The organism is Salinicola sp., assembly GCF_982684285.1.
Genome location: NZ_CEXLVS010000129.1, coordinates 1 through 8,691, shown reverse-complemented (window position 1 = coordinate 8,691; position 8,691 = coordinate 1). Strand labels below are relative to the sequence as shown.

9 protein-coding genes are annotated in these 8,691 nt (G+C 64.4%); 5 read left to right on the top strand and 4 right to left on the bottom strand.

The features are described from left to right. From AC3AYF_RS12305 to AC3AYF_RS12295, 3 genes are all read right to left on the bottom strand, one after another. Positions 1-1,274 (bottom strand): nitrate- and nitrite sensing domain-containing protein (locus tag AC3AYF_RS12305; protein WP_487779795.1); only part of this gene is annotated, 1,274 nt, incomplete at its 3' end. Between the two features lie 246 nt (positions 1,275-1,520). After that, positions 1,521-1,874: a hypothetical protein gene (locus AC3AYF_RS12300; protein ID WP_295039705.1), complete on the bottom strand. Its 354-nt coding sequence runs from the start codon at positions 1,872-1,874 to the stop codon at positions 1,521-1,523. Then, the gene (locus AC3AYF_RS12295) at positions 1,871-2,359 is read right to left on the bottom strand and encodes a hypothetical protein (protein WP_295039702.1); all 489 of its coding nucleotides are present in this window, start codon (positions 2,357-2,359) and stop codon (positions 1,871-1,873) included. Before AC3AYF_RS12295 ends, AC3AYF_RS12300 begins: the two co-directional genes overlap by 4 nt. Positions 2,360-2,573: 214 nt before the next feature. On the opposite strand from AC3AYF_RS12295, the gene AC3AYF_RS12290 reads away from it, so the two are divergent. The 3 genes from AC3AYF_RS12290 (at position 2,574) to AC3AYF_RS12280 (ending at position 5,092) form a co-directional block, all read left to right on the top strand. Next, entirely contained in the window at positions 2,574-2,918 is a 345-nt protein-coding gene (locus AC3AYF_RS12290) for a PepSY domain-containing protein (RefSeq protein ID WP_295039700.1), read from the top strand. A gap of 81 nt (positions 2,919-2,999) precedes the next feature. Next, a complete protein-coding gene (locus tag AC3AYF_RS12285; RefSeq protein ID WP_295039698.1) occupies positions 3,000-3,671 on the top strand; it encodes a response regulator in 672 nt (223 codons plus the stop codon). Then, positions 3,668-5,092: a sensor histidine kinase gene (locus AC3AYF_RS12280; protein WP_295039695.1), complete on the top strand. Its 1,425-nt coding sequence runs from the start codon at positions 3,668-3,670 to the stop codon at positions 5,090-5,092. The genes AC3AYF_RS12285 and AC3AYF_RS12280 overlap by 4 nt, the downstream gene beginning before the upstream one ends. A gap of 50 nt (positions 5,093-5,142) precedes the next feature. On the opposite strand, the gene AC3AYF_RS12275 is transcribed toward AC3AYF_RS12280, so the two are convergent. Then, complete coding sequence (locus tag AC3AYF_RS12275; protein WP_295039692.1) at positions 5,143-6,132, bottom strand: LacI family DNA-binding transcriptional regulator; 990 nt, start codon at positions 6,130-6,132, stop codon at positions 5,143-5,145. Positions 6,133-6,601: 469 nt separating this feature from the next. Here AC3AYF_RS12275 and AC3AYF_RS12270 point away from each other — a divergent pair, with 469 nt between their 5' ends. Both AC3AYF_RS12270 and AC3AYF_RS12265 read left to right on the top strand, forming a co-directional pair. Further along, on the top strand, positions 6,602-7,921 hold the full coding sequence (locus AC3AYF_RS12270; RefSeq protein WP_487779794.1) for an ABC transporter substrate-binding protein: 1,320 nt from the start codon (positions 6,602-6,604) through the stop codon (positions 7,919-7,921). Positions 7,922-8,025: 104 nt separating this feature from the next. After that, positions 8,026-8,691: carbohydrate ABC transporter permease (locus AC3AYF_RS12265; RefSeq protein WP_295039688.1), on the top strand; the 666-nt coding region annotated here is incomplete at its 3' end.

The window sequence follows — 8,691 nt, the reverse complement described above, 5'->3', positions numbered from 1 at the left end:
GGCCGGAGCGAGCCGTCGAGAATGCGTTCGGCGACGTCGCGCATCTTGGTGCGCTCGCTCATCGCAGTGCGCTGGATGAAGGCGAACGCGTCCGCCTCTTTCAGATCGCACTCGTCGATGAGCAACCCCTTGGCGCGATCGATCCGCTTGCGATCGCGTAGTGTCCGGCGGGTAGTTTCGAGCTCGTCGCTGATCTGCTGCAGCCTGGCGTTCTGCAGCTGTACCAGGTCGATCAGCGAGCGACTGAAGCGTGAATCCATCGTATTGGCGGTCAGGGCGCCAAGCCCCGCTGCCTGGTCCGAGGCCGGTACCTCCAGCAGCAGGTTCAGCGGAGCCGCCCACGGCTCCCCATTCAATGCCTCCTGCGGACCCGAGCCATTTTCGATGTCGCGTTCGGTCTGGACGATGCGCTCGCGGCAGCTGTGCTGAAGCTCCTCGACCAGACGATCCTCGATCCCCTTCATGGCGTCGATGCGCTGGGTGGCGATCGCGAACCACTGCTCGCCGGGATCGTCGAGATCTCCAGGTAGCGGTGTCTCCTGCGTCGCCAGTTCACGCAGCCGATCGATGGCGCCGTGAACCGGCTGGTCGAGCTCCCGGCGCCAACGAGAGGCCAGGTCGGCACTGGCGAATTCGGCGAAGGTCTCGAAGCAGCGCTGCTGGGCATCGATCAATTGGCGTAGCGTCTGGCGATGGGCCTCGTCGAAGGCGCCCAGCGTGAAGCCGAAGGCGCCGCAGGCGCGCTCCTGTCCGGCCAGCTCCTTGCCCTGGATGAAGTGGAACAGACATACCAGTACGCGGGTGATTTCGATGTCGCCGGCGGTATCCGCGGCTTCGAAGATGACCGATAGCAGGTTGCTGATCAGGCGGTTGAACAGCCGCACGGCGTCGTCCGCGGTCAGGCGGTGTGCGTCGATCTCCAGGCGGATGCCGGGGAGCGCATCGAGCCCGTGCCAGACCGCGGCGACCCGGATCAGCAGGCGGGTATTGGCGAGCCGGTGCGGGGCTCGGTCGGTTTGCGGGGTTGCCCACTCTTCGAGGCGCTGGCGAAGCGTGGTCTCGGCCTGCCGGCTGTCGGCGATACGCTGGCGGCGTTGCGTGGCGAAGCGTCGGCCTCGTGAGCCGAGGTAGATACTGGAGGCACCGCGCTCGCGCTGCAGCGCATGCACGAAACGGCTGATGTCGCCGACGACGGCGGCGGTTTCCGCCAGGCCGGTCAACTGCTCGATCTCGGAAATCTTGGCCGCACGCAGCAGCCGGTCGATCGCTTCCATGGGTCACGAAGCCCTATGTCGAATTATTGTTGTCGGAGTCATCTCGCCGATGCGCTGCCGGCGCATCGTTATCGCGGATTATACCAAGGTCGTAACCGACTCTACCGCGTACGCCGAAGAGGCGCACGCGGTAGCGTCGCGGGAGAGGGGCGGGAATGGCGATCGAGGACTGGACAGCCCCCTGTTCGCCGCGAGACGGTTCGATTGATGACGAGGGGGCGGCAGGGGTGGCCGGGAACGGCGCGGTTAGCCTTCCTTCGAGCGAACTTCGTATTCGCCGTCGAGCACGCGCTGAGAGCGCCCGGAGGAGGCATCGCCGCCGTGGTCGGCGCTGCCGCCGGCGTACTGAGCCCGGGACGCGCGAACCTGCTCGGCGCGCTTGTTCATTCGATGGCGGAGAAACGGCAGCATCGCCCAGCCGATGATCAGCAGGAAGAGGCCGAGCAGGGTGCCGATGATCAGCATGGCGCCGAACAGCAGCCAGGTCAGCAGCAGTCGGATGCCGCTGGCTCCCTGGCTGGGGCGGGACTGCTGAACGCGCTCGCGCCACTGCTGGGCGGCACGCCAGGCGGCGTTGTCCTTCTGGCGGTTGTCGGTCATCCGTTGGCACTCCCAGTGTCGCGATGTTCGGAATTCAGCTCCTCGCGGTGCAGGTCGAGTTCGAACTGCCCTTGCTGCGCATTGTAGCCCTCGATCTCGACATGCCCATCACTATCGACCTCGAGCGCCGCGAAATGTTGCATCCCCTCGGCCCGGGCTTTCGAGAGCGCGGCATTCAACTCCTCCTTGGTCAGACCCCAGTCGGGGGCGATCGACTTCCGCTGACTCTCGCGCATCAACGTGCCCTCGTTCAGCGTCATCGAGACATCGAGTTCCCAGCCATCGGCGCGCCAGCCTTCGATCTCGAATCGATTGTCATCGTGATCGGCATCCAGTTTCTCGTAGCGATTGAAACCGTAATCCTCGGCGCTGTTGAGCAGCTTCTCCAATTGACCGTAGGAGAGTGTGGTGTCACCCGCCAGGGCGTTGGCGCCGAAGCCTCCGCCGAGCGCGACGGCAGGGAGTACCCATAGACAATTTTTCATGACGGACCTCCTGAGGAGCGTTTTCCGGTAGGCGCTGATCGCGCCGGTCGGCCGTGGCCGACGCTATCACCCGTTATACGCGGGGGGACCTTGCCTCGAACTGACGACGACATTCATGTTGCGTTAATCGCCCGTCGCTGGCCTGAACGGGGAGTCGCGTTCGACCGACTGAATGTTCATGTCGGATTCATGGCGGTTGCGGCACACTGATACCATGAAACTTCGCAACCTTCTTATGCTGCTGACCGTGACCCTGCCGCTGATGATGAGCGGGGCGCTGGTGCCCGTGAGTGCCGATGGCGACAATTGGCGGGATCTCCACAAGGAGGTCAAGGAGGGCCATCTGGTCGGTATCGACGAGATCATGGACTGGCTGGAGGCCCGCTACGAGGGGCAGATTCTCGAGGTCGAGCTGGAGCAGGAGGATGGCCGGATCGAGTACGAGGTGGAAATGATCGGGCCCCAGGGGCAGGTGGTGGAGTTCGAGTTCGACGCCACCGACGGCGAGCTGCTGAGCATCGAAGGCGTTAATATCGAGGCGATGAAGAAATCGCCGTGAGTCATCGGCGTCACGCGGCGCCATCGGCCGGATCTCCGCCGAGCGACGGTGACGGGTGAATCTTGAACCGGGGAGTCGGTAATGAAGGTACTGTTGGTCGAGGACGATGCGGCGCTTGCCGAGGCGCTGGCCGATGCCCTGGCCGAGGCCGGGTTGCTGATCGAGTCGACGACCACCGGACAGGAAGCCGACTTCCTGGTCCGCACCGAGCGTTACGATGCGATCATCCTGGATTTGGGGCTGCCCGATGGCGACGGCACCCGCTGGCTCTCCCAGTGGCGGGAGGACGATATCGACCTGCCGGTGCTGGTCCTGACGGCGCGGGAGCGCTGGTCCGACAAGGCCGCGGGCTTTTCCGCCGGCGCCGATGACTACGTGGTCAAGCCGTTCGAGACCGCCGAAGTGCTGTTCCGCCTGCGCGCGCTGGTCCGGCGCAGCCACGGCCATGCCCATCCGGTGATCCGGGTGGGGGAGCTGACCCTGGACACGCACTCCGGCAGCGTCTCCCTGGCGGGTCGCCCCATCACGCTGACCGCCCAGGAGTCCCGGCTGCTCTCCTACCTGATGCACGCCTCACCGCGCATCGTCAGTCGGGCCGAGCTGGTCGAGCACGTCTACAACCGCGATCATGAGCCCGACTCCAACGTCATCGACGTGCAGATCAGTCGACTGCGACGCAAGTTCGGCCGTGCCCGGATCGAGACGCTGCGGGGCCAGGGCTATCGCCTGGTCGATCTCGAGGCCGGCCCTTGAGGCGTTGGCAGCCACGCTGGGTGTCCCGCCTGGGCGAGCGCCTGCGCCTGGCGCCATTGGGGGCGCGTCTGCTGGTGGCGTCGTTGATGCTGGTCATCGTGCTCCTGCCCTTGGCCGGCATCGGGCTGAGTTACAACTTTCGCCAGTCCGCCACCGCTTCCTTCGACAGCCGGCTCGAATCCCAGCTCAATGCGCTGCTGGCCGGGATCCAGGTCGACAACGTCGGTCAACGTCTTCAACTCAATCGCTCACTGGGCGACGCTCGCTTCGACCGCGTCTACTCCGGCTGGTACTGGCAGGTGAGCGACGGTGGCGATCTCACCATGACCTCGCGCTCGCTGTGGGACCAGCGGCTGCCCGTTCCCGGGCACCACGAGGGGGTCAATATCTATGAAGTCAGCGGTCCGCGTGACGACGCGCTGCGCATGATCGAACGGGATCTCCGGCTGCCGGGTTATCGCGACGTCATCCACGTGGCGCTGGCGGGTTCGACCGCGGAGCTGGATCACGAGGTCGGGCGCTTCGAGCGGCTGCTGATCCTGTCGCTGGCCACCTTTGGCGTGTTGCTGCTCGCGGGCCTGGCGCTCCAGATGCGCTGGGGGCTCGCGCCACTGAGACGGATGTCCGCCAATCTGCGCGCGGTGGAGGAGGGCGAGAGCGAACGGCTTGACACGCAGTTGCCGGTGGAGCTGAAGGAGTTGGCGTTGGCCATGAACGGGGTGCTGGAGCGCGACCGACGCCTGATCGAGCGCGGGCGTGCGGCGGCCGGCAATCTGGCCCATGCGCTGAAGACGCCGGTCAGCGTGCTGAAGACCCTGTCGGAACGCTTTCCCGAAGCGCAGCGCAGGCCCATCAACACCGAACTGACGCGCATCGACGACGCTGTGCGCCACCATCTGGCTCGAGCCTCGGCGGCGGGCGGCGTGGCATTCTCGGGGCGCGTGGCGATCGGCGACGCGATCGCTCCGGTCGTGCAGGGACTGGCCAGGCTCGCGGAGCGTCGCGGGGTGCGGTTCGATGCCGATATCGACCCCAGGGCGGCGGCGCGCATCGACCCGCAGGATATCCAGGAGCTCACCGGCAACCTGCTGGAGAACGCGCTGCGCTGGGCAAGCTCCCGGGTCTCGTTCACGGTCTCCCAGGTACCGCAGGGCGTTCGCCTGCGGATCGAGGATGACGGCCCGGGAATGACGCGGGCCCAGGGCGAGTCGGCGCTGGCGCGGGGGGTGCGCCTGGACGCCCGTGGCTCGGGATCGGGGCTGGGGCTGTCGATCGTCGAGGACCTGATGATGCTGTACGGCGGCACCCTGCGCCTCGAGCGTGCGGCGCTGGGCGGGCTGGCGGCCGACGTCTGGTTGCCTGCGTCGCCGGTATCCGCGCAGGCTGGCAGTGCTGCCGGCCGCACGTCGGCATCCGATTGAGCGTTCGCTGCCCGGTCCTCGCGGAGGCGATGCCTGGCCGCCCCGGCATGTCACTCGGTGCGGAGCTCTCCTCGCACCACGGTGCGGAAGCCGCGCTGCTCCGGTGACTGGATCGCCGCCAATGCCAGCTGTAGTGCCTGCTGGGCGATCTCCGGCAGGTTGTGGTGGATGCAGGGGATATGTACCCCGAACACGTCGCTGTGCTCGATGTCGTCGATGCTGAACAGCTGGATGTCCTGCTGCGGCACGATGCCCTGCTCGTGACAGAGCTTCAGCACCGCCATGGTGATCTGGTTGTTGGCCCCGATGATGGCTTCCGGCCAGGGGTGGTCGCGCAGGTAGTCGCGCAGCGCCCGGTAGGCCGGCTCGAAGCTGAAGTCGCTGTAGATCACCTCGAGCGATACCGGCCGGCTGCCGAGCGCTTCGCGCAGCCCCGACATGCGTCCGATCGAGACCATCGAGTCGGCCGGGCCCGACACGGCGAGCAGCTGCTCCAGCCCCCTCTCCAGACAGTAGCGCCCGGCCTGGTAGCCGCAGTCGAGGTTGTCGATGTAGACCCCGCCGTAGTGAGCGGCCTTGAGTTCGCGATCGACCAGCACCACGGGAATCTTGGCCGCCTCCAGGCGATCCAGGTACGCGGGGTGGTAGTCGATGTCCGAGGAGATGACCGACAGGATGACGGCATCGACGGAGAATTCGATCAGCTTGCCGATCGCCTCGTCTTCCAGGGTTTCCGACTCGTAGGAGTCGAAGACCAGCACCGTGTAGCCCCGGGCCCTGGCTGCCAGCGTGATCTCCCGGGTCATCCGGCCGAAGAAGGGGTTGCTCATGTTGGGGTTGACGACGCCCAGCGTACGCGTGATCGCGGGATCGCGGTTGAGCGCCTGCGACTGGGAGACGTAGTTGAGTTCGCGGGCGATTCGCAATATCTGATCGCGGGTCTCGGCGTGCACCTTCTCCGGGGAAGAGAAGGCCCGCGAGACGGTGATCTTGCTGACGCCGGCTTGTCGGGCAATATCTTCGAGCGTGGTTCGAGGCATCGACCTCATCTCCCTGGTGACACTCTTGGTTCTGCGACCTGTCGAGACGGTGGCTGGCGAGGCCGGGTGGCCGGCCCGACTCAGTGAATATCATGAGCAACTGATATCATTTTGTGTCATTTTATAACATCGATATTGTCGGCGCGAGGTGGCTTTTTCTCTACAACTTAGGTCTATCCGGGGCATTAAACATTGGTCTAATAATAAATAATTAATTGATTTTATTGAACAATTTAAAACGCCCCCTGCTTGATTCCTTCAGTGTTAACGCTATGATTTCTTCTTGATGTCATGTGCGTCAGGGCAGGCATCCAAGAATGCACGGTCGATCCTCTTCACCATAACGCCAGCCTGGATAAATTGGGTCGGATCGTACCCGTGGGATCGTTCGATGCTCGGCGTGACAGCCGTCGAATGCGGCCGCCGTGGAAAACCATAGCAATAACGAGCGCTACGAGAGGAATTCCAGATGAGACTTGCCTTGTTCATTTCAGGTGTCGGGATCGCGGGCTTGAGTGCCTGCTCCGCCGCCATGGCACAGAGCACGGAAATCACCGTCGCCACGGTGAACAACCCCGATATGGTGACCATGCAGAGCATGATGTCGGCGTTCAACGACGCGCATCCGGATATCAAGGTCAACTGGGTGACGCTACCGGAAAACGAGTTGCGGCAGAAGGTCACCACCGATATCGCCAGCGGGGCCGGCCAGTATGACGTGGTCACCGTGAGCAACTACGAGACGCCGATCTGGGCGCAGAACGACTGGCTGACGCCGATGGAGAACCTGCCCGAGAGCTACGATGTCGATGACCTGCTCGTGCCGGTGAAGGAGGGGCTGTCGGTCGACGGTACGCTCTACGCCCTGCCGTTCTACGCGGAGTCCTCGGTGACCTATTACCGCAAGGACCTGTTCGAGAAGGCCGGTATCGAGATGCCGGACAAGCCGACCTGGAGCCAGGTCGAGGAGTTCGCCTCCAAGATTCACTCGCCCTCGGACGGCGTCTATGGCATCTGCCTGCGTGGACTGCCCGGGTGGGGCCAGAACATGGCGCTGTTCGGCACCATGGTCAACAGTTTCGGCGGTCGCTGGTTCGACATGGACTGGAAGCCGCAGCTGACCAGCGAGGAGTGGAAGAACGCGGCCAACGCCTATGTCGACCTGCTCAACGATTATGGCCCCCCGGGCGTGACCTCCAATGGCTTCACCGAGTCCGAGACGCTGTTCGCCAATGGCCAGTGCGGGATGTGGGTGGATTCCACCGTTGCGGCCAGCTATGTGAGCGACCCGGAGACCTCGCAGGTCGCCGACAAGGTCGGCTTCGCCCAGGCGCCTTACGAGACCACGGAGAAAGGCTCCAACTGGCTGTTCACCTGGGCGCTGGCCGTGCCGCAGTCCTCCAAGCAACAGGAAGCGGCGAAGACCTTCGTCGACTGGGCGACCTCCATGGACTACATCCAGGCCGTGGCTGACGACAAGGGCTGGCTGGCCGTCCCCCCGGGAACGCGTCAGTCGACCTATTCCAGCGAAGACTACGTCAAGGCGGCACCGTTCGCCCCGCTGGTCGAGACGGCGATCAAGAGCGCCAGCCCCAACGACCCCAGCGCGCAGGAAGTGCCCTATACCGGCGTGCAGTTCGTCACCATTCCCCAGTTCCAGGCGATCGGTACGCGGGTCGGCCAGCTGATGGCGGCGATGCTGTCCGGTCAGAGCAGCGTCGATGAAGCGCTGCAACAGGGACAGACCTTTACCGACCGCATCATGCAGCAGACCGGCAAACCGCAGTAAGCGATTCGCCACGGACACCGCCGATCCGCCAGGTGATCGGCGGTGTCGCTGCGTAAGTCGGACCAGTGGTTGCATGACGCAATCCAAAGCCACGGGAATCACGCATGAAAGCCATTTCTCGAACCGCCTCGACCACCGCGCCATCCGCCGAAGTGACCGGTGCGCGCTCGTTCGCTCGCACCACGCGACTGTTGATGGCTCCGGCGGTCATCTTCCTGCTGATCTGGATGCTCGTGCCGCTGGCAATGACCATCTACTACTCGTTCCAGCAGTACAACCTGATCATGCCGATGTACAACGGCTTCGCCGGGTTGGGAAATTTCGCCATCCTGTTGAGCGATCCCACTTTCTGGAAATCGCTGGCCAACACCCTGATCATCGTCGCCGCCAGCCTGCTGATCACGGTCTGCCTGGGCCTGGCGCTGGCGCTGCTGTTCAACCGGACCTTCGTCGGCCGTGGCGTGGCACGCACGCTGGCGGTCGCGCCGTTCTTCGTGATGCCGGTGGTGACCGGGCTGATCTGGAAGAACATGCTGTTCCACCCCGTCTACGGCCTGTTCGCCTGGGTGGCGCGGCAGCTGGGGCTCGAGCCGGTCGACTGGCTCGCCCACTACCCGATGCTGTCGGTGATCATCATGATCACCTGGGAATGGACACCGTTCGCGCTGCTGGTGCTGCTGACCGGCCTGCAATCGCTGCCGGAGGACCAGATCGAGGCGGCCAAGCTCGATGGCGCCAGCGCCTGGCAGGAGTTTCTCCATATCGTGATC

Coding starts and splice junctions, on each gene's coding strand:
- AC3AYF_RS12300 (WP_295039705.1), bottom strand. CDS start 1,874: ATGACCGACAACCGCCAGAAGGACAACGCCGCCTGGCGTGCCGCCCAG.
- AC3AYF_RS12295 (WP_295039702.1), bottom strand. CDS start 2,359: ATGAAAAATTGTCTATGGGTACTCCCTGCCGTCGCGCTCGGCGGAGGC.
- AC3AYF_RS12290 (WP_295039700.1), top strand. CDS start 2,574: ATGAAACTTCGCAACCTTCTTATGCTGCTGACCGTGACCCTGCCGCTG.
- AC3AYF_RS12285 (WP_295039698.1), top strand. CDS start 3,000: ATGAAGGTACTGTTGGTCGAGGACGATGCGGCGCTTGCCGAGGCGCTG.
- AC3AYF_RS12275 (WP_295039692.1), bottom strand. CDS start 6,132: ATGCCTCGAACCACGCTCGAAGATATTGCCCGACAAGCCGGCGTCAGC.
- AC3AYF_RS12270 (WP_487779794.1), top strand. CDS start 6,602: ATGAGACTTGCCTTGTTCATTTCAGGTGTCGGGATCGCGGGCTTGAGT.